Origin of the sequence: Bradyrhizobium sp. CCGUVB23, assembly GCF_024199885.1 — a bacterium.
GTDB lineage: Bacteria > Pseudomonadota > Alphaproteobacteria > Rhizobiales > Xanthobacteraceae > Bradyrhizobium.
Window position 1 is genome coordinate 5,041,167 of sequence record NZ_JANADQ010000001.1, and the last position, 24,363, is coordinate 5,065,529.

A 24,363-nucleotide genomic window follows, 5' to 3' on the forward strand; every position below is an offset into this window, starting at 1 on the left:
AATCAGCGCTCCACCAGGGCCACGCGGGCGTTGTAGATGTTCATCAGAAGACTGATCGATAGGCTGATCGTCAAATAGACCGCCATGATGATGCCCACGAGCTCGATGGACTGACCCGTTTGATTCATCGAGGTCGTCGCGACGGACACAATGTCCTGGTAACCGATCGCGACGGCGAGGGAGGAGCCTTTGGTGACATTTAGATATTGGCTGGTCAACGGAGGCACGATGACGCGCAACGCCTGCGGAAATACGATCCACGTCAGAATGTTTTTCGGATGGAGCCCCAGGGCGCGCGCGGCTTCGTGCTGCCCACGACCCACCGATTCGAGGCCCGATCGAACGATTTCGGCGATGAAGGCGGCATTGTAGACGACGAGACCTACAAGAAGTGCGAAGAATTCGGGAGATACGGTGACGCCGCCGCGAATGTTGAAACCCTTCGGCTGCGGCATGTCGATGTCTACGGATGCGCCGAGCGCGAATGCCGCGACAAGGGGGATGACGACCAGAAGGAGCGTGGCTACGGGCCAGAGCGACCTTGCGCGGCCGTCCTCCAGTTGCCTGCGCGACGCTCTCTTCGCGTACAGCGTCGTTGCCACTAGGCCAAGCACAAAGGCGAGCAGCGTCCAACTATGCGCGGTTTGCCAATCGAGAATGGGGAAACTCAATCCACGATTCGACAGAAAAACACCGACGACGGGATTTAGAGCTTGCCGCACCGGCGGCAATTTCTGGAGGATAGTGTACCAAAGAAAGAGCTGTAGCAGGAGCGGGACGTCGCGGAATAAATCGACGTAAATGGAAGCAAGCTTGGCGAGCAGCCAATTCTTCGAAGTGCGCGCGATGCCGATGGCGGTGCCGAGAATGGTCCCAAGAATGATAGCCCAGGACGCGACCCACAGCGTATTCAGCGTCCCTACGAGAAGCGCGCGGAAATAGCTGTCTGCCGGCGTGTAAGAGATCAAGTGTTCCGCAATAGGCAGGCCCGCTTCACGAGTAAGGAAGCCGAAGCCCGAGGAGATGTTGCGCGCTGCGAGATTGTGATGGAGGTTGCCTGCGAGCCAGAAGACGCCTCCAAACAAGGCAAGCGCTGCGAGCGCTTGCCAAACAAATCTACGGACAGCGACGTTCGAGGCAAGCGTACCCAACGTTGTTGGCTGCCGATTGTGCGTTTGTATGCCGTCGTCGAGTGCCGACATGTTGCTCCACCGCAAACTTCGATAAGTGGGACAGAATGGTGACGTGTCTCCGCAGGAGAAGGCGAGGGGCCGCCGGAAGGCCGTTTCTCTCGTCTCCGCTGACGCGCCTGTATCAACGCATCGGGGGAGCGTATTGAATGCCACCATCCTTCATGAGGCGGTTCACGCCACGCTGAATGCCCAGACCGGCGATGGTGCGGTCCCACAACTCGGCAGTATTTCCGACTGCCTTGATCACATTGACGGCCCATTGCGCATCCAGGCCAAGGGCGGCGCCCAGATCGCCGGTCTCGCCCATGAAGCGTTGATTTTGCGGATCGCGCGTCTTCCGGAAGGTGTCGATATTGCTTTTGGCGATACCGAGCTCCTCGGCGGTCAGCATGGCGATGTAAGTCCAGCGAACTATGTCGAAGAAGCGCTGGTCGCCTTTGCGCACGAAGATTCCCAGCGGTTCCTTTGAAATGATCTCGGGAAGAAGAATGTATTCGTCGCCGGCCGGTCCCATTGCAAGTTTCAGGGAGCCGAGTTGCGAGGCATCGTTCGTATAGGCGTCACATCGGTTGTTTGCCAACGCATCGCGAACCTGTTCGATCTTTTCGATGACGACAGGCTTCAGTCCGAGATTGTGGGCGCGGAAGAAGTCGACCATGTTGGCTTCGCTTGTCGTGCCCTGCGTCACGCAGACGGTCGCACCGTCGAGCTCCAGCGCGCCTTTTACGCCGAGGCTCTTCTTTGCCATGAACCCCTGGCCGTCATAGAAATAGACCGAGGCAACGTCTAGACCTAGGCTGGCTTCGCGAGTGAGTGTCCACGTGGTGAAGCGAGCCAACATGTCGACTTCGCCTGATTGTAGTGCAGGGAAGCGTGTCAAGCTGGTGAGGGAGGTGAAGCGAATCTTCTCCGGGTCGCCGAAGATCGCGGCCGCGACCGAGCGGCAGATGTCCGCATCCAGTCCTTGCATCACGCCTTTGCTGTCCGGGAAGCTGAAGCCCGGCCGATCGCCTGCCACTCCGCAGATCAGGTATCCGCGTGCCTTGATGGCTCCGAGCGTGTCGACCTTGTCTGAAGGAGGGGTACTCTGACCGCTCTGGGCTTGGGCTCGGGCGCAAAGCGGGGCGATTACCATCGCTGCTGCCAGGGCAACAGCACTAAGCGCGACCGCGAGTTTGGAACGCGGCCTGCCAGCTCGCGCGTGAGCATATCCTAAAGTCACCATGGTCGTCCCTTCCTGTTTTGGATGATGTTTTGCTTTTATTGTCTTGGGCGACGCCTTGCGGCATCACCGTTTGTTCTACGAAGCTTGGCGAGGACCAGCTGGCGTCAGGCACTCGCCGACGCTACGGGGTGCCCGTCTTGCAATCGAGCCTCTCCGAGGTCCCAGAACAGACCGGTCATGATCTGCATTCCTTCTTCCACCACGGTGACGAGCATGTGCTCGTCCGGTGCGTGCTGAGAGCAGGAAGGATAGGAGTGCGGGATCCAGAGGGTCGGCATGCCGATGATCTCGGCAAAGACTTCGTTTGGCAGCGATCCGCCGAAGTTGGGCAGCAAAGATGCTTCACGACCGAGCGTCGTTTCCATCGACGAGAGAGCGAATTGAACCCAACCGTTGTCGAGGTCGGTCCGGGTCGCAAGGTAGAAGTCTTCTTTGATTTCCTCGAATTTCACGTCGGAGAAACCTCGCGCATCCAGATGCGCGCGCAACGCGGGAAGCACTTTCTCCGGATCGACGCCAACGACGTAGCGCAGTTGACATGTTGCTTGAGCGTTCCCCGGCACGGCATTGACGGGGGCATCAGGCCGGCCGCAAAGGAAGGCCAGGACCTCGAAATTGCACCAGCCATAGACCTGTTCCGCGCCCTCCAATCCCGGCTCACCCCAGTTATCGTCGATCTCCGGGTCATCGGGGCCGGTTTCGAGGACGATCTTTTTCAGGGCTGTGCGGACCTCGGGCGGCATGCCGTCCGGAGTCCATTCCGGAATCGCGATGCGGCCGGTCGGATCGGTAATGGTGGCAATCGCATGCGCAAGCCTGATGCCGGGATTCACGAGCAGGCCACCCCAGTTTCCGGAGTGATATGCTCCGTCGCGGATCTCGCAGGCGAGACGAAAGCCAACGCTGCCTCGACCGCCGAGAAACAGGGTCGGCGCGCCTGCGGTCAAGCGGGGGCCATCGGAAGCAATGAGACAGTCCGACCTGAGCAGATCGCGATGGTTTCTTGCGAGTTCGGCCAGCCCGAGCGAGCCGGTCTCTTCGCCCATTTCGATGAGCACTTTGGTGTTGAAGCCCAGTTGGCCGCGTCGTTCCAGCACGATGCGCAAGGCAGCCAGGTTGATTGAGTGCTGTCCCTTGTTGTCCGCCGTGCCCCGGCCGTAGATGCGACCACCGGCTTCGTCCAGTACCCAGGGATCGCGGCCGTCCTTCCAATCGCCAGCCATGCCCCACAGAACGTCGCCGTGGCCGTAGATCAGAATGGTAGGGCGACTCGGATCTTCGATCCGCTCGGAATACATAGCCGGTAGACGTCGCTCGACCGGGTTCTCGATGACCTGGCATGAAAACCCCATCCGCTCTAGAAGCGGACGCATTTCCTTGTTCAAGTAGTGAAGGTTGTCGTCGCGGCTATCCTGGCGCGGGCTTTCGCTGCGGATTGCAATGCGAGGGGCCATCTCGGCCGTGAAGCCGCCGTCCACGACATAGCTTCGCGCGGCGGCGATCGCATCTTCCCTCATGGTCGGGTGTGCAACGTTAGACATCAGAACTCCCACGCCGCCGCTCCCTGTGCCGCGGTTCTTGTGCTTTAAGAATGTGCTTATTCGGATATGATCAGTATTGCGGCGTCGCCGAGTTGTGCGCTCGGATTCAAGCTGCCGAATGCAATCTTCCCTCGTTTTCTCGGCATTGGCCGAACGAATTGTGGTGGTTCACTCGAAACCGCCCGGAGCGCCATTTCGCGGGGAGCGCCGCAAGCTCGGGTCGGGGTCGTCGACGAAAGGAGAGCGGCGAGATGCGGGGATTCTCGTCGAAAAGATATTGCGCGCGGGCTCAAAAAAGCTTTTAGCTTGAGAGGCTTACTGGACGATGGAGGCGTTGATGCCGAAGAAGCTCGGGGTGGACGACCTCGATCAATATGATCTAGCAATCCTCGAAATTCTTCAGCGCGACAACACGACTCCGCAACGCACTGTCGGAGACATGGTCAATCTGTCCGCTGCGGCCGTTCAACGCCGGATCAGCAGGCTTCAGAAGGGCGGTGTCATCGAAAGCAACGTCGCCATCCTCGATCCGGAGACCGTGGGTCTACCGATCACGCTCCTCGTGGAAGTCCACATCGAGAGCGAGCGTCTTGATCTACTCGAGGCTGCCAAGAAGGCGTTCATTGCCACCCCGGAAGTCCAGCAATGCTACTACATTACTGGCGACATGGATTTCGTGTTGGTGATCACCATTGCTTCGATGCGAGATTACGAAGAGCTTACCAAGCGTTTGTTTTTCGAGAATCACAACGTCAAACATTTCAAGACGATGGTGGTCATGGATCGCGTCAAGGCGTCAATGGGCCTAAAGTTGCCCACCGAGAAAACGAACAAATAGGTTGCGCGCTTCGATCAATCGTCTAGCGCCGTCGCGAGGACGCGCGCGACGTGAACGGCTTCCCGGCGGCTCCGTCCCAGATCGTATGGCGACAGCTTGTGCCGTCCGCGAAGACGAGATCTCCTCAGAATCTCCCTGCCGATGCTGGGGAAAAGCGAGACTCACCCATGGCCATCGAGATGTCGATCGTAACCGCTGCGGACGACGGAGTTTGCGCACCCGTCTCCCTTACAGAACGGCATCTCGCAAGGCGGCTTTGTGACTTGCGGCCCCAACCTGCAACATTCTTGCAAAATGGGAGAGCATTTAGACGCGTTTCTCGCCGTCAAACGCAATATTGATAGGGCCTAAGCTCAGTTTTCTACCTGTGTTCGATTCCCTATCTCCCAAACTTGCCGGGGCTCATGCCCCGGCGTTTTTCTTAACCCGCGGCCGCGCGAGATCATTCGAATCGGAGCTGAGATCCGAGGGGGGGTGAGATCGGCCAAATTTCTAACGTACGGTGCCGGTACTGACATGAGAGATTTCCAGTCTCCAGGACGATCCGAAGCATTCGGCGTCAACGGAATGGCCGCGACCCCGCACCCGCTGGCCACGCTGGCCGCAATCGACGTGCTGCGCGAAGGCGGCAACGCCATAGATGCAGCCGTGGCGGCCGGAGCTATGCTTGCTGTCATTGAGCCAACTCAGACCGGCGTGGGTGGGGATTGCTTTGTTCTGCTGAAGCGGGAAGGGCAACCGATCATCGCGCTCAACGGATCCGGAGCGGCGCCGTCGGCCGCGAGTGTCGAACGGCTCGCAGAAGCCGGTGTAACGACGCTCGACCCCGAGAGTGCGCACGCGGTTACTGTTCCAGGTGCCGTGCGAACGTGGGCCCGGTTGGCAGAGGATCACGGAACGCTTGATCTCGCGCGTCTCCTTTCACCTGCCATCGCCGCTGCGGAAAATGGCTATCCTGTCGCTGAGCGGCTGGCGAGGGACTGGGCGGGGCAGATGCCGAAGCTCTCTCGTCTGGCTGCTACGACTGCGGTCTTTCTCCCCCACGGCGAAACGCCGGCCCCCGGCGATTTGCACACGCAGCCTATGCTGGCCCGCACCCTTCGGGATGTCGCCGCAAAGGGGCCCGACGTGTTTTACGAGGGATGGATTGCGGAGAGCATCGTAAAGGTTCTGCGCTCGCTCGGTGGTTTTCATACCGTCGAGGACTTCGCAGCGTTTCGGCCGCGATACGAGAAGCCAATATCAGCGTCCTACCGAGGTTTTGAGTTGTGGGAATGTCCACCAAACGGCTCAGGCGTTGCCGCTTTGGCCATGGCAACTCTGCTCGACCGTTACAATCTCGCCGACTTTGCTCCCATATCGGTGGAGCGCTATCATCTCCTGGCCGAGATCGCACGTATTAGCTATGCGGAGCGCGACGTCTTTGTCGGCGATCCCGATACCGGGCGTGTGCCGGTCGAGCGCATGACCTCGTCAGCCCGTGCCGACATCCTCGCTCGCCGGATATCGTTGAGCGGGCGGCTGGCCGACGTCACGCCAATCGCGATGCCGGAGCACAAAGACACGGTGTTCCTGTCCGTCGTTGATAAAGATCGCACCGCGGTTTCGTTTATCAACTCGATCTTCGATGATTTCGGCAGCGGCATCGTGGCACCCGAATGTGGGGTCCTGCTGCACAACCGCGGCTTCGGCTTTGTGCTCGAGCCCGGCCATCCCAACGTGCTTGCTGGTGGCAAGCGACCAATGCACACCATCCTGCCTGCGATGCTGACGCAGGACGGCGAATGCGTGCTGTCGTTCGGCGTGACAGGGGGGCATTTCCAACCGATTGGACAGGTCCAAATCCTGTCGAATCTACTCGATTACGAAATGTCGGTGCAGCAAGCGATCGATCAACCGCGCATCTTCGCACGCGGCGACGTACTGGACGTCGAAGCGACCGTTCCGACTAAGGTCGTCGAAGGGCTTCGTGCCTTAGGACATCTCCCGACGCGAGCAACAAATCCACTCGGAACTGCCCAGGCGATATGGGTCGACCGTAAACGTGGACTTCTTAGAGGTGGAGCTGATCCCCGTCGGGATGGCATCGCCCTTGGTTATTGAGATCAGATGTCGAACATCTTCTTACACTGCTGATCAAGCAGGATTGGTCGAGCCAACTGAGGCGTGAAGCTGGATAGGTTTTGCAAAAGCGCGCCTGCGAGGCGGCGCGGAGATCGAAGCACGATCGTCATGTCCTGGGTGTTGCTCGCCCTCGCAGGATCGAGCGTTGCGATATCAGCGGCGCTTACCCCAACCCGGAGCGATGCCGCGTTAACTGTCTCTGGTAATGCGAGCCAAAACGCCGAAGCTGCCAATATAGCAAGCATGCTTTTCCCAATCTTGTCGGCCAAGTTCCTCTCCATTCTTTATTTTCTGATCGAGTTATTGGAGTCTCCTATGCGTATCAAAGTCGATATTTTTGTAGGTGTATTCTCATGGATTATAGTGCGCCCTTGACCAGCATTCGGACTGCGCCTCTTGGATACAGCGCTCGGGGCCTCGCAGGGGCGCGCTTCCAGTCCGGATGGGACTGGAACGGCTCGCTGCCCGGTCCGAGGATATCGGTGAACTCGCAGCTGGCTCGGGACCGACAAGGCGAAAATGCTGAAGCAAAAAGAGCTCGCCCCCTAGCCGCCCATTCTCGCGACCAAGACCCCTCCACGGTGAAGGCGTCGGACCATTGGGTCTTTCGTCGGCTCGATCATCTCCAGCGCGAAGTATCTTGAAGGTTGCGCAACAGGGGCCGCCGGCGAGCGCCGATGCGACTCCGGACGCGAGGGCGCTCGCGCATGAGGCCTAAAAAACGCTTCCGGCATTTGCAAAGAGGATATCGACGCGGCCATGCTTTCGCGCGACATGATCGCGGAGCGAAAGCGAGCCAGATTGCGCGAAAGGTGGTATTTTTGAGGGGTGAAAATAGAGCGGACGAGATCGTTTGCGTATCAGGACACATCAGCTTGTTCATGGCTTCCAAGTCATCTGTCGCGAGGTAGGCCACCGTTGCCACGGCTTCTCGGCAAGCGATCGCTGTCGGTGAAGCGCTAACTATTTGATCGTGAGCTACGGACGTAGGACCAATGCTGCCCGGCCACGCAGAATTGCTGCGCGTTCACAAGAGAACATGCCGAATTCTGGCGCCGATCTGCGATTCGGTGTCACACGCTCGGCCTCGATCACTTCGCAACCTTTAGAACGAGCAAAAGCTGCTGCTCGCGCCGGCTCGACCAGATCGGGTTGGTCCACGCCATCCATTTCTGTATGCCGACATAGGAAATTAGGCGATTGCTATTCTGTCTGTCCAAGGCAAAAGGAGCGCCAGAAATGTAGGAAAACAAATCAAGCTCCATAAATGGTGCAGTTCACATCGGGCACGCCAAAGGACGAAATAGGAGACGAAATATGGGAAAACTAGGCGGTAAGGTCGCTGTCATCACCGGCGGCAGCGATGGAATGGGACTGGCGACAGCCAAGCTGTTCGCACGCGAGCGCGCGAAGGTCATCATCACCGGGCGCGATCAGGCGAGGCTCGATGCCGCGGCGCAGGGCATCGGAAACGGCGCCGACGCGATCGGCTGCGATATTTCGAAGATGGCGGACATTGAAGCACTGCGTGCGTTTGTCGAGAGAAAGCACGGCCGTGTCGACATCATCTTCGCGAACGCCGGTGCGGCGCGACCGAACATGTTTGAACATATGTCGGAGGAAGAATTCGATTTCACGATCGCCTGTACCTTCAAGGGAACGTACTTCACGGTCCAGAAGCTCCTGCCGCTCATGACGTCCGGCGGCTCGATCGTCCTCAACACCACGACCCTGAGCACGAAGGGCATGCCCTATGTCAGCGTCTATTCGGCGGGCAAAGCTGCCGTTCGCTCGCTGGCACGCTCGCTCACGGCGGAACTCATCGATAAGGGCATACGAGTGAACGCCATGGCGCCCGGCTACATCGACACTGACCAAGCGCGCAAATCGGGTGTGAGTGAGGAGATGATCCAGCAGACCAAGACCCAAGTGCATGCCCAAATTCCGATGCACCGCAGCGGCACCGTCGATGAGATCGCAAAGGCCGTCCTGTTCCTGGCCTCCGATGACTCATCCTATCTGACAGGCAGCGAACTCTGCGTCGACGGCGGCTGGAACCAAGTCTGATAGTTCCTGCGACCAAGCATGACAAGGTCATCCGCTCTAGGCTGATGACCTTGCGGAATGGATTTGACCATCGCTCATTAGAATAGGCGTGTGATCGTATGTCTGAAGACTCTGTGCTGAAACCCGGGAAAACCAGTCTTTGGGTTCTGCGTGGCCTCATGGCCTTTGTTTTCATTGCTACCGGTGCGATGAAACTGGTGGCAACGCCCATGATGATTGAAGATTTCAACCATCTGGGCCTGGGCCTCTGGTTTATGTATTTCACTGGGGCTTTGGAGGTTATCGGTGGGGTTGGTGTTCTAGTGCCGCGTTTCTCTCCGTGGGCCGCCCTACTGCTGCTGGTGCCGATCGATATCGCAGCCTTCGTCCTGCAGTTGACGGTCTTTGATCACGACTGGATTCATCCAATCGTCTTCGGCCTGATCCTTTTTGGGATCATATATCTACAAAGGAGCGCTCTCCGCTCGAAGGCGAGCTGATCGGAGAGAACGATCCCTGACCGTCGATGACTCGTCCTGTCTAACAGGCACCGAACTCTGCGTTGACGGCGGCTGAAACCAAGTCTGACAGCCGCGTGAAAACACAGAATGTCATTCGCCTGCAATATTGCAGGCGAATGACACTCCTTTGCGCCAACGACCACCTAGTGGCTCTGCACAGTGATTTTGACGGGTTGCGTCCAGGGCAGTCAGATTGGCTCCAGGAGGCTTTTGGAATCAATGAGGGCCTCGATGCTGCGAGCTGTCCTCGGCTGCCTTCTGATGACGCCAGTTCGTTCCAGCATCAGCACCATTTGGTGAACCAAGGGGGCTGACTTGGTGAACCAAGGGGGCTGACGCGAAAATAGTATAGTCCTGCATCTCGCTTTCGGCCCGGGGGTCTCACGGGCAAGGAAGAAGCGCTGCTGGTGACAAACGCCTGCTCGAATCCTCCAAGCCGGCCGCTCCCGTCGGAACTGCTGGCAGGCAAATGGTCAAACTGACCGCGCATGAGATCCTGTCGTGCGAGACGGTGAGCCCCTGCCCAGCCGAGAACGAGTTCTCCAGCGCCGACCTATCGAGAGTAATTCCCCGCGGCCTATGTTGGGCTATCGGGCAGCATCCCGTCCAACGCGGTGCGGATTTTTGTTGCTCTCGACGTCTCTATAGATGCGCTATACCGGTGGGAGTCCCGTCTAACGGCAAAGGCTTCGAGGCGTTCGCTCAATGGCTCCGTTTTTGGGGCTCGCCTGCTAGTGCTCAAGTCTATTTCTTTAATGCGGGGTTGATGAGCTGCGACGTCTTCAATTGCTCCGCTGGAGTGCGAGTGCTTATAAAACAATGCCGGAAGAAACCTCTCCCCGTGGAATAGGTTGATTTGGGCATACTCCAGCATGGCGTCGGGCGAAGGCATGTAGGCGCTGCGGTCGCCACTATTGTCCGCTATCGTTCCATGCCGATAAAGGTTGTCATGCCACTGGTCGAAGGTTTGCGCATGCCTGTATGCGGCTAGCGCAAACTGCATACTAAACATTACGCAGTCTGCAGCAGACTTCTGGGCACCGACATCGATAAAGGCCCACTTCGGCTCCGTTCCAAGCTGTTGTATCGATTGCTGCCGCAGTCCAAAATAGAAAGTTATGAACGTATAAAGGTTGGCTGGCTCCATCACGATGATGGTCGGAGCTGCACCCGCACGCATCCGAACATCGGCGGAAACGTGGTGCATTTCACCGTCCTTCAGTCGCACGACAGCGCGCCAGGCGCAATCTGAGGACTGGTGGACCAGCGCAGCGAGAAACTGGGCGGGCGAATCTATGTGCCTAAGGTTAAGGTCCGAGGAGCGTTGGTTATAGCTGGCCGCCAATTGATGAAAATTGTCAATGTCCAACGACAGGAGTTGGTCGTCAGGCTGTTTGTTGGCAGACAAATAGGAAGCGACCTGCTGACCGTATTCCATCAGTCCAGATGAAAGTTGCGCTTGCCTCGCACGCTGCAGCGTTTGGGAGAGCAATTGGAGCTTCTCGCCAATGCGTGGGGCCTCGTCAGCGCTCGATGTCGTCACGTCGTCGGTGGGGCGAGATGACCCTGGCGACTGGCGTTGAATGGATCGAGACTGGCTTGGCCGTAAGGACCGGACGTGAGCGGCAAATTCGGTCTCCTGAACGTATTGATCGTGCTGAGAGGTGTCATGACTTCCGCTCAGCCGAGAGATGCAGCCGCCCATTTCTATCCTCATCTGACCCGCGAAAAACAAACTATTCCGAGCTGTTTGACGTAGCTCGGATGAATATCCGTTCGAGCTGTTGCATGATGCTCAAGGCAGTATCGCCACCGAGAGATCCAACATTCTCAAACTACGATGGTTAGCTTTCGAGAAGCTGACGGGGGCAGAAAGTAGCGGTTATTGCAGAAGTGACGCTCCCCTCGATTGGAGTTCATGCTTACTGATCGGCAAAGTGCGCCTGCCGATCAGACCCAAATCGGGGCAGACCGAGCACTACGACTGTGGGTACCGGCACAAGGGCACCGCGAGCGTGTTCGTGATCTTGGATGTGAACAGCCTTTGGCACAGGGTGAAGGTCTCGTTCCACTACGGCCCCAAGCGCGCCAGCTGGATCTCATCGTGGAGAATGAGATCTGCGTTTCTGGTCCGCAAATACCCTCGATCAACGCATTGTGGACGGCGACGATCAAGGTGACACGCTCTCATCCTAAGAGTTGCGCCATAGCGGAACGCGCCCCGGACAAAATAGATGTTCACAACCGAGAAAGCCCGCGAACAAAATGGGCCGTACCTACCCAAAACCTATCGCCAAATCAGGCCGAGCTCAAAGTGTCAAAACCTCTGTGACGCGGTACTAGCCGACGCTGAGATCACCTTGGCCTGCAAAATATCGTCAGCAATCAGACCAACCCGTTGGATGGACCGATTGTGGTGACGGTAGGCCAACTACAGGGCGGGAATCGCTTCAATATCCTGCCGGAGACTGCGGAGATCGCGGGTACCATCCGCTCGCTTTTGATAGGAAATCGAAAGATTGCTCAGGAGAGCGTTCGTCTTAAGGCCCAAAGGATTGCCGAGAGCTATGGAGTCACTGCCGAGGTGACCATCGAGAGTAGCTCTGGCTACGAGGTTCTGGTGAGCGATCCTGCCGCAACCAAGGCTGTGATCCCGGCGCTCGAAGCGGCAACAGGTCCCGGCAAGACCAGCGAGATTCGTCCTACCATGGGCTCCGAAGATTTCGGCTCGTTTGGACGGAACATTCCGGTGGTGTTCTGGATATTGAACGCCTCGCCCTTTTCAGATCGTGCTGGAGCTCCCTATCATGCACCGGAGTTCGCCATCGATGAAACCGCCTTGCGGGTTGGCGTGCGCGCACTGGTGGGAAGCGCCATGGCATACATGCTTCGGCCCGCGAGCGCGCCGACGTCGGAACGCCTCCAGAGATAGTGCGGTGGCGAGGACATCCACGTCGTAGGCCTCGATCAAGATCGTAATGAACCGCGCCGGGTTTGCCGGAGGCTCCAACTCCTGAGAGGATGGAGCCATGACGAGCAAGACGACGAACAAGTTTTCACCCGAGGTCCGGGCCCGAGCGGTACGGATGGTTCTGGATCACGCGAACGAGCACCCCTCTCGCTGGGCGGCGGTGACATCGATTGCCGCCAAGATTGGCTGCACGCCGCAGACGCTGCATGACTGGGTCAGGAAGGCCGAGATCGACAGCGGGCAGCGGGCCGGCGCTCCGACCGACATGGCCGAGAAGCTGAAGGCCCTCGAACGGGAGAACCGCGAGCTTCGGCAGGCCAACGAGATCCTGCGCAAGGCAAGCGCGTATTTTGCGATGGCGGAGCTCGACCGCCGGTCCAAGCCATGATCGCCTTCATCGACGATCATCGTGGGGCGCATGGGGTCGAGCCGATCTGCAAGGTCTTGCCGATCGCCCCCTCGACCTACCACGCCCATGTCGCCAAGCGGCGCGATCCGGCCAGGCTGTCGGCCCGCGCCAGGCAGGATGCAGCCCTGAAGATCGAGGTTCGGCGAGTGTTCGATCAGAACTTCTCCGTCTATGGCGTGCGCAAGGTCTGGCGCCAGCTCAAGCGCGAAGGCTTCGATGTTGCCCGTTGCACAGTGTCGCGGCTGATGCGGGACTTGGGCCTGCAAGGGGTCGTCCGCGGCAAGCCCGTCAAAACCACGGCCAGCGACAAGGCCGCGCCATGCCCGCTGGATCACGTCAACCGCCAGTTCAAGGCGCCGAGGCCGAACGTCCTGTGGCTCTCCGACTTCACCTATGTCGCGACCTGGACCGGCTTCGTTTACGTCGCCTTCGTCATCGACGCCTATGCCCGCAGGATCGTGGGCTGGCGGGCTTCGCGTACGGCGCACGCAGGCTTCGTGCTCGATGCGTTGGAGCAGGCCCTGCATGATCGACGGCCGGTCCACCGCGGCGGGCTCGTGCACCACAGCGACAGGGTCCGCCCAATACGTCTCGATCAAATACACCGAGCGCCTGGCCGAAGCCGGCGTGGAGCCTTCGGTCGGCAGTGTCGGAGATTCCTATGACAACGCCCTCGCCGAAACCATCAACGGTCTCTACAAGGCTGAGGTGATCCACCGACGCGGGCCGTGGCGCAGCTTCGAGGCGGCCGAGTTCGCGACCCTGGAATGGGTCGATTGGTTCAACAACCGAAGGCTTCTGGAGCCCATCGGCAACATACCGCCGGCCGAAGCCGAGCAACGCTACTACGCCATGCTGGAACAACCCGCCATGGCGGCGTAACTTAAACCAAATGGCCTCCGGCAAACCCGGGGCGGTTCATAACGATGCGCTGCCCACTATTGGTCGAAATGTCCGAGATCGCATTGATACGTCTGCAACGGCGGGGTGTAACTGGCGGCCTGGAGAGGCGGTTCTGGAGTAAAGGGATAATTAGGAGCGGATACCGCGTTGTCCTGCCGACTGTCAGCTTGTCGAAGATTTTATTGCTCTTGAAGTGAATTCCGGCGCGGGGCGACCGCGCACGAGTCCCTCATAGAACACTGAATCAGTCGCGCCCTCGGTATTGATCAGGAGGACCGATACATCTCAGCCAAGCCCGACCTTCGCACGGTGATAGCTTGGGCGCTGATGTCGGCCAGGGTCTGCCAAACTTCGAAATAACCTCTAAAAGTGAAGGCCGACACCGCGAATAGCTCAATGGTAGCGCTTGAGCTGCTCCAGCTGGACTGCGCTCCGGAGCCAGTCTGAACCTCAGCTTCTCAAATGAGCGATTGAAGGCCGCGCAAGTAGGATATCTGACGCTACCTCCATTGCTTCTCCTCCAGAGTCCACATTGAAGCAGGCAATGGACCATCTTTTGCAAACGCGTCGACGACGTTCGACAACAGCCGCGAGATGTTGTTGTCGAAGTTCGCGTAGGGCAGGGCTTGGCCGAAGGCGATCGACCCGGTTGAGAACACGGCACCTCCGTTTGTCGATGTGAAGAAAACCATGTCGGCGCGGATGCGATAGTCGTAGGTGCCCATGAGCCCCGGGTAGGGATAGAGAACCTCCTCCACGACCGTTTGGTAATTGTCTGTGTGGCCGCCCGAAGACGCCACGATGAGAGAGTGTGGCGGCGTCCCCAAAGAGAGATCGTAGCGATCGATCTCGATGCCGCCGGCCGCACCGTGCGCAAGCCCGAAATCGCCAAGGATTTCGCCTTCAATGCCTTCGAACATCCAATCGACGCGACGATGCCAGCTATCCGGCATCCGTCGAAATGGGCGGCAGGAATCAAAACCTTCCGATATGATACCGACGCCGACAACCTTTTGTGGCGGTCGCCCGAGATCCTTCCAGAGTCCGCTCTTCTGGCCGGAAGTCGCAAGATGATATTCGCCAGGGCGGGCCTGCCATGCCCGCATTCCGGAATTGAGTTTGCGCACTTCCAGGCACCACGGCTCATCCTAGCGGTAAGCGACGTTCCAATAATAGCCGTTGCCGCCCATATAAATCAGCCGTCCGCCCCAGGCGACGAAATCCTCGGTTGCGTCCAGGATCTGTTCGGAGATGTATTCCGGGTGGGTCCCGGTAAGCACGAGGCGATACGGCGTGAGGGCGCCGAGCCCTTCACGATGAACGTCTTCCTCGGTCAGAATGTCGTAGTCGTAACCCTTGTGCTCCAGCCAGGCGATGATCGAAAGATCGGCGGGAAACTGCCACGTGATTCCCATGCCCGCTATTCGCGTTTTCGGGCGCATGTTGAGGATCGGACGACGGTAGGAGCTGTAGCAGACGCCCGCGCCATCATCATGCGAGTCGTAACACGACAGACCGAATTCGCGGGTCTGGTAGAGTTCGATGTCGATCTCTGAAACGATCGGCGATTGTCCGGCCAGCGGCTGCATGATTTGTGCGTCGAAGCTCAAATGTTCGTTGGCGTAGGCAAGGTAGCTGCCCGTCGGAACCAGGAACGCAATCGGAGCTTTCGGCTGCCTTGGCCGCACAAAGAAGACGATGTATTCCTCGCGCAGCCCCTTCCCGTCACCAAGGCGGAGCCGGATCGCGTATGCGCCACTCTTCAAATCCGAAACGACAAACTCCTTTGTCTTTTCCCAATTGCAATCGATCATGGCATCGGCGTGGAACTCGATGCCACCGAACTCGGACGGCGCGAGGCGGAAGCAGTCATTGTGGCCGTTCCAATTGAATCCGGTCTGTCCGCGAACAGGGCGATTGTATCCGCGTGCCGTCAATCCGTGCGGACCGGTGTCAACGACGTCGTCGCCAATGCCCTTGTCGGTGTACCCCTTCGACGTATCCCAGAGCGCGACGACTGCATCGCTCGGATATTCAAGCCTCGTGCGATAGGCGTCGAGCTCGGCCTGCGTCAACACGCGATTGAAGACGGCGGGGCGGTCGATCTTGCCGTTAAAGCACTGGGTGACGAAATGGCCGCGCAATTCGTGAAAGTCCCGGGCGCCCCCGACGATGAAGGGTACGTCCGGCGGATTGTCGGGCCGAAACCGCAGGCTCTCGCGGACGCGAGAGCGAAAATCGAGGCCCGCTACCTTGCCGAGCAGGCTGTTGTATCGATTGGCTGCGCTCTCCTGATGGATCGTTGCCCGTCCGGTTTTCGGATCATATGAGGCTGCAATGAAATACCAGTTGTTCTTGAGCAGCGGGACTTCGGTTACCAGGTAGTCGACCTCCTTCCCGTCGCCGTACCCGAATTCGATGACGCCGTCGCCGTTGATCCAGATACCGTATCCCTTGTTGTTAAAGGCATCCCATCGACCCAGCAGGCAATTGCGCGTCGAATGTCCGGGCTTGTTCGGATACACGAACGCACAGAGCGTGAAAGGGCCGTCCAGCGCGAGCCGGCGCTGCGGATCGTCGACAGTTAAGAAAGAGCCGACCTGAGTGAATTGCTTTCGCACCCTCCAGGTGCCGTTGATCGGCGAGGATACCTCCTCTTCGATATAGCCCGGGCCGGAAGGGTGGGCGTCGCCATGAATCAGCCGAACCAGTTGCGCTTGCGCCGCATTCGTGCCGTCCGCATGAACGAAGAACGAGATGGTGTCTCCCGGTTTTACGGATATCTTGTCTGCGTAACCAAATATTTTCAGTTCAGCCATGGATCGGGATCTCGCCTTCAGTAACTTTAGGATTCCATCAAATCCTGAACGCGACGCAGGAAGAGCGCGTGATACGCTTCGTTGGCGTTCGGATAGGTGCGATCTTCGACAACGCGCGGCGGCGTGCCACGGCGCCCCGAGAGACCGACGATCCGGTAGGCCTTGAAATCCTCCAGCACCATGATCGCGTATTTGTCGACCTGGGTTTGACCGCGGAAATAGATGAGCAGCCGCTCGAGGGCTTCGCTGTGCTGACCAAGCGGACGCGTTCGATGTTCTTCGATCACCGTGTCGGTGACCAGACGCTTCAGGAAATCTCGCTGGGCCTTGTCGAAACGGCGCCGGTAGATTTCGTCCTTGTTATCGGTCTCGGTTGCTTCTTCCGGTAACATCTCTCCACCTTTTTCTGCCCTCGACGAACGGTTTTCGCTTCGTTTCTTGGCGCGCCAGATCCGGAATTGGGTTTTGATTCCGAAAATCCCGCCACGCAGGAACAGGACGACGCCAAGCATGATCGCGCCAATCAGGACGTAGCGCAGCGGACCGATGCCGATCATCACGCGATCGATGAACACCACGATGACTGTGCCCAGCACCGCGCCTTCGGATCGACCAATACCGCCAATGACCAGCATCGAAAGAGAAAGCAGCACGGTGTCGAACGAAAAAAGATTGGGCGATGCGCCGCCAAAATGAATTGCGTAGAAGCCGCCGGTAAAGCCTAGGAAGGTCGAGGAGATCAGAAACACGTTGATGCGGGCGCGATAGAAGTCGATGCCGCAAGCTTCGGCGAACGCCTCCTTCTTCTCGGGCGCCATTTTCAAGAGCCGCCCCAGTCTTTTGCCGTCGACGAAACGGTAGACGAACAACGCGATGATCATCAGGGCGAAGGATGCGTAGTAGAGCGTCATCTGCCGCAGCGGCGCCGATAGCCAATCCGGCACATAGCTCGGCGCGCCGAACAGGCCTCCGGTGGCCGAACCCAATTCACCAGACTGAATCACGTAGACGCGGCACAATTCGACGATGCCGAGGGTCAGCAGCGCATAATAAAGCCCGTCGAGTTTAAGCGCCGGAAGTGCGATAACCACGCCGAACACCAGGCCGATCACGCTGCCGAGCAGCGGCAACGACCACCACGGCAATCCGAGTTGAATGGCGGCATAGGTCGTTGCGTAGGCGGCCGCGCCGACGACGGCGTAACTGGCAAGGGAAAATATGCCCGCTGTGCCGATGATCAGCATCCAGGCGAGGTTGATCGAGCCGTAGATGCACATCAGTGCTGCCGCCGTGAGCACCGTGTTCCATGTATCCTGCGGAAGAATGAAGGGAAGGACCGCAAACAGCGCGAACGCCATCGCCCACCAGATCGGCCGCTTGTCGACGATCGTCTTTTCCCGCCGGCTGGTCTTGCGATTGTATTCACCGCGAATGTCAAGCACGCGCCTGCGCGTCGGCCAATATCGTGTGCGCCACCACAGCCTCGAGCCATGTCCCGGCCATTTGTAGTAGTATCTGAGCCGACCGATCCGATGCAGCTTTGCCTTGAACGAGGTGGTCTCGTCCCACGTCACTTGCGGCGGAAGAAACGCGTTGGTGGGCGCCGAGCGCGCGTCAACCTTGGTCTCGTAGTCGCCGAGCGGGTCGATCCAGATCGGAGTGGTCTCTGACACGTCTTAAGCCTCGCGCGCTCTGTCCAGGATGCCGGCGATGCCGCGCGGGCGCAGGATCAGGATGAGAATGATCAAGAGGAACTGGGTGATGAGAACGTATTGGCCACCGAGCAAAGCGGCGGTGAGAGCTTCGTTGACGCCGAGCAGCAAAGCGCCGGCGACCGCTCCGGGCACGCTTCCTAGCCCGCCGACAAGAGCAATGCTGAGGCCCTTGATCATGGGCGTGATGCCGCTAAAGGGCGAAATCCAGTAGGTTTGCGCAAGCAGCACGGCGGCAAGCCCGGCAAGTCCGCCCGTCATGATCATCACATAGATGCTGGTGCTGCGGACGCCGATTCCCACGATGGACGCCGCGTGCGGGTTCATTATCATGGCGCGGATCTCCAATCCTCGACGGCTGGAGCGCATCCACAGCAGGACCAGTGTCAGAAGAAGCAGCGCCGAGACGACGGTGCCGGCTTTGTCGGACGTGACGACCACGCCGAATATGTTGACTTTCCAGAAGCCGAACAGCTGCGGCAGTGATTTCGCGCGAGGGCCGAATATCCACATCAATAGTTCGTTGCCGGCGAGACTGATCGCAAGCGCCGCGGTGAGGCCGCGAATGGGAAAACTCGGTTTGTCGTGGATCGGAATGAAGGCGCACAGACAAACGACGATGCCGCCCAACGCGCCGGTCAGGATGCCGGCGGCGAAGATTACTGGCGCCGACGACGAAATGTAGAGGCTGGCAAGCCATGCTCCGTAGCCGGAAAGCGCGAAGATGAAGCCATAGGCCATGTTGACAAGCCCAAGACTTGACCAGGTGATGGAAAGTCCGATTGCGAGAGTGCCGTAGATACACGCGAGCGTGATTGCGTTTGTTATGACCAAACCGAAATCCATCGTGAGATCCTATGCGTGGGGTAGCAGGACGGAAGCTTCGCCCTTTAGTTTGCCTGCGTGCATGCCGATGATGCGATCGACCCGTCCTTCCAGCAGGCCGACGTTTTGCTCGGCGATCACCATCGCCGAATCGCCGAGTTCAACCGCCAATAGCGCTTCGATCACCGCCTTGCCGATCTTGGGAGCAAGGCCGAGCGATGGCTCGTCGACGAGGAACAGGCTTGCGTCTGCCATCAACCCGCGTCCGATCGCGACCATTCGCCGTTCGCCGCCCGATAACCGCCCGACCGGCACCTTCATGAGTTTCTGGAGCGGCTGAAAGATCGCGAGCACTTTCTTTTTCCGCTCGGAGCGTTCCGACCACGCGCGGCGCGTAAATGCGCCACTGTCCAGATGTTCCTCAACCGTGAGGCCATGGAAGATCTCGTCGCCCTGCGGAATCAGCGCGAGGCCACGCCTGACCACAAGGTGGGTATAGCGGCCCGGACCCTGACTGCGTGTGCGCCCCACTTGATGTCCTTCAAGGAGGATCGATCCTCGCTGCCAGCCAGTCAGCCCGGCGATGGCTTGAAAAAGCGTCGACTTACCATGTCCGTTCAGGCCGACAATGCCGACGCGTTCGCCGGAGGAAACCTTCAGGTCGAGATCGTGAATGACGCGCACCGGGCCCCAGCCCGCCGACAGACCATTGACGTCGAGGACTATTCGGCGCGGCACAGCATGCTCCGGCTTGTTCATGCGTCGATCTCCTCGGCGCTGCGCTCGAAATACGCCGCGCGCACCTTGGGGTCGGCAAGAACATCGGTCAGTGTTCCCTGCGAGACGATCTCTCCCGCATCCATCACGATGATGCGGTCGGCGATCGTTTCAAGCAGCTCCATTCGATGTTCGACAACCAGGATCGCGATGTTCAGCTCCTTGGCAAGGACCCGCAAAACCTCATCCAGTTCGTCGATTTCGGAATTGATCAGGCCGGCCGCCGGCTCGTCCATCAGCAGCAGTTTCGGACGCCTCATCAAGAGACAGGACAACAGCAGCTTTCGACGATCCAGCGTATCGAGCTGCTCGGCGATCATGGAGCCGGCGACATGAAATTCCGCCAGATTGGCTCCCCATTCGGCCTGATCCGGCACGAGGAAGGGGTGATAGGCTTGCCGTCCCGCCTTGAATACCTGCGCGACCGTCAGCGCTTCGGGGACGACTGGTGTCTGATAGCTTCGCCCGATGCCGAGCCGCGCCCGCTGATGTAACGCAAGTTTCGTGATGTCCTTGCCGTTGAAGAAAACCTGACCTGACTTGGGCGCCAGGCGGCCGGACAGCACCTCGAACAGACTGGTCTTGCCGGCGCCGTTCGGCCCTATGATCCCGAGCACCTCGCCACGCTGAACCGATAGCGAGATGCCCAGCAAGATCTGTCTGCCCCCCAGGTCGAGGTCGATTTCCCGGCAGGCAAAGAGAGCATCGTCAGGCTCCTGCAGCATCGCAGTCCTCACCACCAGGGCGCGGGGCGCAGCTTCGATTCGGCAAGCTCGTTCGGGTAGATGATCTTGTGCTCCTGGTCCTGCACCTGGAAGTAGAGCTGCGCTATGCCGTCCTCCAGCTTGGTTGCGGTAACCGGATGACCATCGTCCGGGAAGTGAGAGCATTCCTGGAACGGGTTGTTCATGTTCATCATGCCGCACACGCCGCGATAAGGATGGGTGCGGATCCAGTCGGCCACCTCCTTGAATTTGTTCGGATCGCCGACGGCTTCCCAGGCAAGCTTAAAATAGTAGGTGCTGTCGTAGCTGATGCCGGTGTAGGCTACGCCCATGATGCCGGGAAATTTCTTCTTGTACTTGTTGCGGAACTCCATTCCTTGCTTGTCGGCATAGACGCCTTGCACCGTACTCCAGACGAAACCTTCGCATGCAGGTCCGCCAAGCTCGAGGAATTCCGGCTGCGAGGGACCGTACTGAAGGTACACCAGCGCACCTTTGAGGGGATTGGCTTGGAATTGTTTGACGAATGCCGCGTACTCGACGGCGACCCAGTGATCGATCATCACGGCACCGGCACCGATCCTCTTGATCTCTTCGATGACCGGTCCCCAATCCTGCACCGGATACTGAATGTTGGTGATGCCCGCGAGCTTGAATTCGCTCTTCGGCAATGCCTCCTGCAGGCACTTCGAGATCGTCTGGTTGTATGCGATCTGCTCTTGCACAATGTGGACGCCGTTATTCAGTGGTTTCCAGCCGCCTGAATCCTTCATCGTCTTCAGGAAGATCGGGAACGTCCAGCCATAGTGCGCTTCAGACGGATCCGACTGGAACACGTGGCTGTATTTTTCTGGGTTCTTCGCCACAAGCTCCGTCAGGTTGCGTTGCGTCGTGCCCCACAGAATCGGCGCCTTGTAGGCGACCGACGCTTCCATGGCCGGCACGGCAGTCAGCGTGAACGCGCACGATATGGCGTGTACCTTGGCATCGATCAGCCGGTTGATCGCGACCTGCCCGCTTTCGGGTGAGAGTGGATCGATGTCGACCACCACCGCCTTGATCATGCGACCGTGCACGCCGCCCGCAGCGTTGATTTCCTCGATCGCGAGATTAGTACCGTTGAGATAGTCGAGGTGATCGGCGACCCCGGCCTTCGACGTCTGTGCTGTCGGAACACCGAGCAGGATCGGATCGGACGTCGCCGCCTTGGTCGGCGTTGAGACGTAGGGAGCAGCGACGACGGAAGCCGCAACGCCGCTCGGAATTGCCTGAAGTACCCTTCTGCGAGTCAGATCGCTACTCATCGAAAGTCTCCTGTCGGTGAGGTCCGGCGCAACATGCCGCCTGTGCATGTTCGCTGGATCGGAAGACTAGAGACGGTCTGACCCCGCTGTCTTTTTCGGGGATGCACAGTTGTGTTTCCCAAAGCGTACTTTCTTATTGGTAGCGGATCAGTTCGACCTCGCTGCGATGCAGCATTTCATGGCCCCTTGGCATATTTCGTGCCTTCGCTAAGCTGACCAGTAGTGGACGGTCCTAAGGAAACTCAGGGTGGTCTAGATGGGGCAAATCCAAACGTTCTCGACAGCCGGTTTGACTGCTCCAAAGACCTTGGAGTCGTGGCGGCAGGCGATGGCCGAGGTCTACTTTCGGCTCGACATCAAGCGTTCCAGCGACGCGCCCTTGAACGGCAGTCTGGTCAATTGGCAGTTTGAATCGTTGGGGATTTCGAACTTTCGTGCCGATGCGCAGCGGGTGATCCGGCGCAAGCACGCCGCCAAGATCGACCGGTCCGAGGATTTCGCATTTCTGTTTCCGGTTCGCCAGCAGATGCAATTCGAACAGCGGGGCCGGACGGGCCTTGTCGGACCCGGCGACGTATTTCTGGTCAACTCGGCCGACGACTACGTTATCGACGTTCCCGACGGGTCCGAGAACATCACTGTCAAGATTCAACGCGATGCCTTGAAATATCGCGTCAAGAATATCGATGCGCGGTGCGCGCGTCTGAACATCGCCAATCCGCATCTGGTCCCAATCGTCAGCCAGCTCGGATTTCAGCTCCTGAAGGTCCAGAACTGCGAGGATACGGTTCGGCTGCAGGATGCGGTCATCGAAATGATCTGCCTTATGCTCGAATTGGGCGATGAGCGCGGCAATCTCGACCTGGTTCGGCAACCACTGGCGAGCGTGCTTTTCGATCGCATTCGCGGCTTCATGAAGCGCCATATTCACGATCCGGATCTGTCAGCCGACCTGGTGGCCAAGACTCACAAGATCTCGCTGCGATACCTGCAGAAGATATTCCAACTCAATGATACGACATTCCGGCGGGAGCTTATGGAAATGCGGCTACTGGAGGCGCACCGGCTGCTGGTGGTTGGCAACCGGGATGGCGTCGGCCGGGTCAATATCGGCCAGGTCGCCTTCATGTGTGGCTTCAGCAATCAGGCGCATTTTTCGACCCGCTATCGCGAGCGGTTCGGAAGCACGCCAAGCGGGTGCATCCCTCCCAAGTAGCGCCGGGGACGAAGCTCTGCCGAAAACGTTGGATGATCCGATGACGCAGCAACGACTTGCTGACCTCGGTGCCGACGCCCCCGCTCCAAACGATAAGGGACCAGCAGCCTTCAGAGACCTGGTTAGGCGGGAGATTGACCGTTGGACTCCCATCATCAAGGGAGCGGGTGTTCAAGTCGAATAACCACTACGCCGCTCTGGCTATCGCTTACGTTTGCGGGGCGTGGAGCGGGGCGCCGTTATGAATGACTTGAATGCGTCAGCGACTGCACGAACGGTAGGAGCATCAATCGTCCCACGGCGAGCCAGAATCCCGATTCGTCTATGAACGGGCGGATCGAAAGAAATCGACTTGAGGGCGTTGAGGTCAGGAGAAAACAAGCCGACGGGAATAATGGTCACGCCGAGCTTGAGCTTCACAATGCTGATCATTGTCTCGATGGAGTCGAACTCCATAAAATCGTTCACCAGAATTCGACGTGCGCGCAACGTCGAATCGATTACCCGTCCAACTCCCATGGCAGGATTGAAGCGAACGAACGGATATGTTCGCAGCAGTTCCCCGATCGAGCCGCGGGCCAAATCCTTGTGAATGACAACCTTAAGTTCTTCTTCCGATATCTGCTCAAAGGCGATTGATGGATCCAGACGTTCTAGCTCCGTAACGATCGCAACATCCAAGCGCTTTTCCTCAACCTTAAAGGCAAGTTCGGGAGACAGACCGCTTTGAATTTGAATTCTCAAGCTCGCGTGCTCGTTCCGCAATTTTGATAGCGTTTGAGGAAGAAGGTGCGTCGCAACGGAGGGAATAACGCCAAGCCGCAACGAACCCGTAAGGCCCGTCGAAGGAGTCGATGCAAGTAGCCGAAGAGCATCGTAGCGTTCGATAATCTGTCTAGCTTCGTCGACAAGGCGCCAGCCGTTGCTATTGAGAACCGGCGGTCTGATGGTCCGATCGAAAAGCTTGGCTCTCATGTCGACTTCCAAGGCTTTCATCTGCATGCTGACCGCCGACTGGGTCATATAGAGCCGCTGGGCTGCCGCGTTAAAGCTGCCGCCGTCTGCAATGGCCACGAGTGTGCGAAGCTGTCTGATGCTCATGACGGGCCAACTTAACATATTTTGAAGTCCGGCTCGCAAAATATTCGTTTGCCTTTCGATAGTTCGCGGAGTGAAAACGGCTGACCGTCCCGCACCCGAAGAGGATTCACCCC

At 58.5% G+C, this 24,363-nt stretch carries 17 protein-coding genes, 4 pseudogenes and 1 other annotated feature; of the genes and pseudogenes, 9 read left to right on the forward strand and 12 right to left on the reverse strand.

Translation table 11 applies throughout. From position 1 onward, the window contains the following. Positions 1 to 2: 2 nt before the first annotated feature. The 3 genes from NLN62_RS23280 to NLN62_RS23290 all read right to left on the reverse strand — a co-directional run bounded on the left by NLN62_RS23280 (position 3) and on the right by NLN62_RS23290 (position 3,959). Complete coding sequence (locus NLN62_RS23280) at positions 3 to 1,202, reverse strand: amino acid ABC transporter permease (RefSeq protein WP_254110349.1); 1,200 nt, start codon at positions 1,200 to 1,202, stop codon at positions 3 to 5. Between the two features lie 112 nt (positions 1,203 to 1,314). Continuing rightward, positions 1,315 to 2,328 carry an amino acid ABC transporter substrate-binding protein gene (locus NLN62_RS23285; protein ID WP_371933134.1) on the reverse strand — a complete coding sequence of 338 codons (1,014 nt, stop codon included), beginning with the start codon at positions 2,326 to 2,328 and terminating at the stop codon, positions 1,315 to 1,317. Positions 2,329 to 2,522: 194 nt separating this feature from the next. After that, on the reverse strand, positions 2,523 to 3,959 hold the full coding sequence (locus tag NLN62_RS23290; RefSeq protein WP_254110351.1) for a M20 family metallopeptidase: 1,437 nt from the start codon (positions 3,957 to 3,959) through the stop codon (positions 2,523 to 2,525). A 337-nt stretch (positions 3,960 to 4,296) separates the two neighbouring features. Between NLN62_RS23290 and NLN62_RS23295 the strand changes: the two genes are divergently transcribed. Continuing rightward, the gene (locus NLN62_RS23295) at positions 4,297 to 4,797 is read left to right on the forward strand and encodes an Lrp/AsnC family transcriptional regulator (protein WP_254110352.1); all 501 of its coding nucleotides are present in this window, start codon (positions 4,297 to 4,299) and stop codon (positions 4,795 to 4,797) included. 567 nt (positions 4,798 to 5,364) lie between these two features. Then, complete coding sequence (gene ggt / locus NLN62_RS23300; RefSeq protein WP_254110353.1) at positions 5,365 to 6,900, forward strand: gamma-glutamyltransferase; 1,536 nt, start codon at positions 5,365 to 5,367, stop codon at positions 6,898 to 6,900. Positions 6,901 to 6,902: 2 nt separating this feature from the next. Here ggt and NLN62_RS23305 read toward each other — a convergent pair whose 3' ends face one another. Continuing rightward, on the reverse strand, positions 6,903 to 7,190 hold the full coding sequence (locus tag NLN62_RS23305; RefSeq protein ID WP_254110354.1) for a hypothetical protein: 288 nt from the start codon (positions 7,188 to 7,190) through the stop codon (positions 6,903 to 6,905). Positions 7,191 to 8,238: 1,048 nt separating this feature from the next. Here NLN62_RS23305 and NLN62_RS23310 point away from each other — a divergent pair. From NLN62_RS23310 to NLN62_RS23320, 3 genes and pseudogenes are all read left to right on the forward strand, one after another. Beyond that, on the forward strand, positions 8,239 to 8,988 hold the full coding sequence (locus NLN62_RS23310) for an SDR family oxidoreductase (protein WP_254110355.1): 750 nt from the start codon (positions 8,239 to 8,241) through the stop codon (positions 8,986 to 8,988). Between the two features lie 98 nt (positions 8,989 to 9,086). After that, on the forward strand, positions 9,087 to 9,467 hold the full coding sequence (locus tag NLN62_RS23315) for a DoxX family protein (RefSeq protein WP_254110356.1): 381 nt from the start codon (positions 9,087 to 9,089) through the stop codon (positions 9,465 to 9,467). A gap of 389 nt (positions 9,468 to 9,856) precedes the next feature. Further along, positions 9,857 to 10,026, forward strand: a pseudogene (locus NLN62_RS23320) (IS630 family transposase); the annotation flags it as partial. 39 nt (positions 10,027 to 10,065) lie between these two features. Here the strand turns inward: NLN62_RS23320 and NLN62_RS23325 are convergent. After that, positions 10,066 to 10,980, reverse strand: coding sequence for a YopJ family acetyltransferase (locus tag NLN62_RS23325; protein WP_305728043.1), 915 nt, complete (start codon positions 10,978 to 10,980; stop codon positions 10,066 to 10,068). 906 nt (positions 10,981 to 11,886) lie between these two features. Between NLN62_RS23325 and NLN62_RS23330 the strand changes: the two genes are divergently transcribed. Together NLN62_RS23330 and NLN62_RS23335 are read left to right on the forward strand one after the other, a co-directional pair. Next, on the forward strand, positions 11,887 to 12,420 hold the full coding sequence (locus tag NLN62_RS23330; RefSeq protein ID WP_254110357.1) for a M20/M25/M40 family metallo-hydrolase: 534 nt from the start codon (positions 11,887 to 11,889) through the stop codon (positions 12,418 to 12,420). 97 nt (positions 12,421 to 12,517) lie between these two features. Further along, a pseudogene (locus NLN62_RS23335) lies at positions 12,518 to 13,750 on the forward strand (IS3 family transposase). After that, positions 12,802 to 12,918 (forward strand) — a sequence feature (AL1L pseudoknot). (Overlaps the previous pseudogene by 117 nt.) A gap of 521 nt (positions 13,751 to 14,271) precedes the next feature. Here NLN62_RS23335 and NLN62_RS23345 read toward each other — a convergent pair. From NLN62_RS23345 to NLN62_RS23370, 6 genes and pseudogenes are all read right to left on the reverse strand, one after another. Then, positions 14,272 to 16,590: pseudogene (locus NLN62_RS23345) on the reverse strand (N,N-dimethylformamidase beta subunit family domain-containing protein). Positions 16,591 to 16,616: 26 nt separating this feature from the next. Then, a complete protein-coding gene (locus NLN62_RS23350) occupies positions 16,617 to 17,948 on the reverse strand; it encodes a branched-chain amino acid ABC transporter permease (RefSeq protein WP_254110360.1) in 1,332 nt (443 codons plus the stop codon). Between the two features lie 318 nt (positions 17,949 to 18,266). After that, positions 18,267 to 19,148 carry a branched-chain amino acid ABC transporter permease gene (locus NLN62_RS23355; protein WP_254110361.1) on the reverse strand — a complete coding sequence of 294 codons (882 nt, stop codon included), beginning with the start codon at positions 19,146 to 19,148 and terminating at the stop codon, positions 18,267 to 18,269. 9 nt (positions 19,149 to 19,157) lie between these two features. Continuing rightward, complete coding sequence (locus NLN62_RS23360; protein WP_254110362.1) at positions 19,158 to 19,886, reverse strand: ABC transporter ATP-binding protein; 729 nt, start codon at positions 19,884 to 19,886, stop codon at positions 19,158 to 19,160. Then, complete coding sequence (locus NLN62_RS23365; RefSeq protein ID WP_254110363.1) at positions 19,883 to 20,629, reverse strand: ABC transporter ATP-binding protein; 747 nt, start codon at positions 20,627 to 20,629, stop codon at positions 19,883 to 19,885. The genes NLN62_RS23360 and NLN62_RS23365 overlap by 4 nt, the downstream gene beginning before the upstream one ends. An 8-nt stretch (positions 20,630 to 20,637) precedes the next feature. Then, positions 20,638 to 21,933, reverse strand: a complete 1,296-nt coding sequence (locus NLN62_RS23370) for an ABC transporter substrate-binding protein (protein ID WP_254110364.1) — start codon at positions 21,931 to 21,933, stop codon at positions 20,638 to 20,640. Between the two features lie 328 nt (positions 21,934 to 22,261). Here NLN62_RS23370 and NLN62_RS53560 point away from each other — a divergent pair. After that, positions 22,262 to 22,678: pseudogene (locus NLN62_RS53560) on the forward strand (hypothetical protein); the annotation flags it as partial. Between the two features lie 168 nt (positions 22,679 to 22,846). Continuing rightward, positions 22,847 to 23,149 (forward strand): helix-turn-helix transcriptional regulator, encoded by a 303-nt coding sequence (locus tag NLN62_RS23380; RefSeq protein ID WP_245288145.1) that lies wholly within the window; start codon positions 22,847 to 22,849, stop codon positions 23,147 to 23,149. 201 nt (positions 23,150 to 23,350) lie between these two features. Here NLN62_RS23380 and NLN62_RS23385 read toward each other — a convergent pair whose 3' ends face one another. Then, a complete protein-coding gene (locus NLN62_RS23385; RefSeq protein WP_156944599.1) occupies positions 23,351 to 24,250 on the reverse strand; it encodes a LysR family transcriptional regulator in 900 nt (299 codons plus the stop codon). Positions 24,251 to 24,363 lie beyond the last annotated feature (113 nt).

Coding starts and splice junctions, on each gene's coding strand:
- NLN62_RS23280 (WP_254110349.1), bottom strand. CDS start 1,202: ATGTCGGCACTCGACGACGGCATACAAACGCACAATCGGCAGCCAACA.
- NLN62_RS23285 (WP_371933134.1), bottom strand. CDS start 2,328: ATGGTAATCGCCCCGCTTTGCGCCCGAGCCCAAGCCCAGAGCGGTCAG.
- NLN62_RS23290 (WP_254110351.1), bottom strand. CDS start 3,959: ATGTCTAACGTTGCACACCCGACCATGAGGGAAGATGCGATCGCCGCC.
- NLN62_RS23295 (WP_254110352.1), top strand. CDS start 4,297: ATGCCGAAGAAGCTCGGGGTGGACGACCTCGATCAATATGATCTAGCA.
- ggt (WP_254110353.1), top strand. CDS start 5,365: ATGGCCGCGACCCCGCACCCGCTGGCCACGCTGGCCGCAATCGACGTG.
- NLN62_RS23310 (WP_254110355.1), top strand. CDS start 8,239: ATGGGAAAACTAGGCGGTAAGGTCGCTGTCATCACCGGCGGCAGCGAT.
- NLN62_RS23315 (WP_254110356.1), top strand. CDS start 9,087: ATGTCTGAAGACTCTGTGCTGAAACCCGGGAAAACCAGTCTTTGGGTT.
- NLN62_RS23350 (WP_254110360.1), bottom strand. CDS start 17,948: ATGGCGTTCGCGCTGTTTGCGGTCCTTCCCTTCATTCTTCCGCAGGAT.
- NLN62_RS23355 (WP_254110361.1), bottom strand. CDS start 19,148: ATGGATTTCGGTTTGGTCATAACAAACGCAATCACGCTCGCGTGTATC.
- NLN62_RS23360 (WP_254110362.1), bottom strand. CDS start 19,886: ATGAACAAGCCGGAGCATGCTGTGCCGCGCCGAATAGTCCTCGACGTC.
- NLN62_RS23365 (WP_254110363.1), bottom strand. CDS start 20,629: ATGCTGCAGGAGCCTGACGATGCTCTCTTTGCCTGCCGGGAAATCGAC.
- NLN62_RS23370 (WP_254110364.1), bottom strand. CDS start 21,933: ATGAGTAGCGATCTGACTCGCAGAAGGGTACTTCAGGCAATTCCGAGC.
- NLN62_RS23380 (WP_245288145.1), top strand. CDS start 22,847: ATGAAGCGCCATATTCACGATCCGGATCTGTCAGCCGACCTGGTGGCC.
- NLN62_RS23385 (WP_156944599.1), bottom strand. CDS start 24,250: ATGAGCATCAGACAGCTTCGCACACTCGTGGCCATTGCAGACGGCGGC.